This window comes from Candidatus Bathyarchaeota archaeon, assembly GCA_030739585.1.
GTDB lineage: Archaea > Thermoproteota > Bathyarchaeia > TCS64 > TCS64.
In genome coordinates, this window is the sequence record JASLYX010000026.1 from 1 (window position 1) to 580 (window position 580).

The following is a 580-nucleotide window of genomic DNA, read 5'->3' on the forward strand; positions in this document are numbered from 1 at the left end:
TGCAACCCGCCCTCACGAATCTGGAATCCCTAGTAATCGCGTGTCAACACCGCGCGGTGAATACGTCCCTGCTCCTTGCACACACCGCCCGTCGCTTCACCCGAGTTGGGTTTGGGCGAGGTGACGCCTAATTGACGTCATCGAACCTGAGCTTGGCAAGGGGGGAGAAGTCGTAACAAGGTGGCCGTAGGGGAACCTGCGGCCGGATCACCTCCTTAGAAAGATAGTGCGGTTAGATTGTGTAATGGTTATTAGTTTGGAAATTTGAATGCAATTCAACAAGTAAACTTGTTGAATGAAGGGCGTAGTGGATTATATTCACAATTATCGCCATACATAGTCGCGCAAGCAACCGTAGAAGAATCTCTGACACGCTGACGCCGTCTGGTGGATGGCTTGGCTTGAGAGACTATGAAGGGCGTGGCAAGCTGCGATAAGCTCTGGGTAGGCGCAGGCAGCCTTTGATCCAGAGATACCCGAATGGGACTTCCTATCAGAATGTCTTCGGGCATACTGATGATCCGTAAGGATTGTGAACCCTCCGAATTGAAGCATCTTAGTAGGAGGAGGAAAAGAAATC

The 580-nt window shown here is 50.9% G+C and carries 2 rRNA genes; both read left to right on the top strand.

Annotated elements, in window-relative coordinates:
- Nucleotides 1-216 (top strand): 16S ribosomal RNA (locus tag QGG23_08410); the annotation flags it as partial.
- Nucleotides 217-363: 147 nt separating this feature from the next.
- Nucleotides 364-580 (top strand): 23S ribosomal RNA (locus QGG23_08415); the annotation flags it as partial.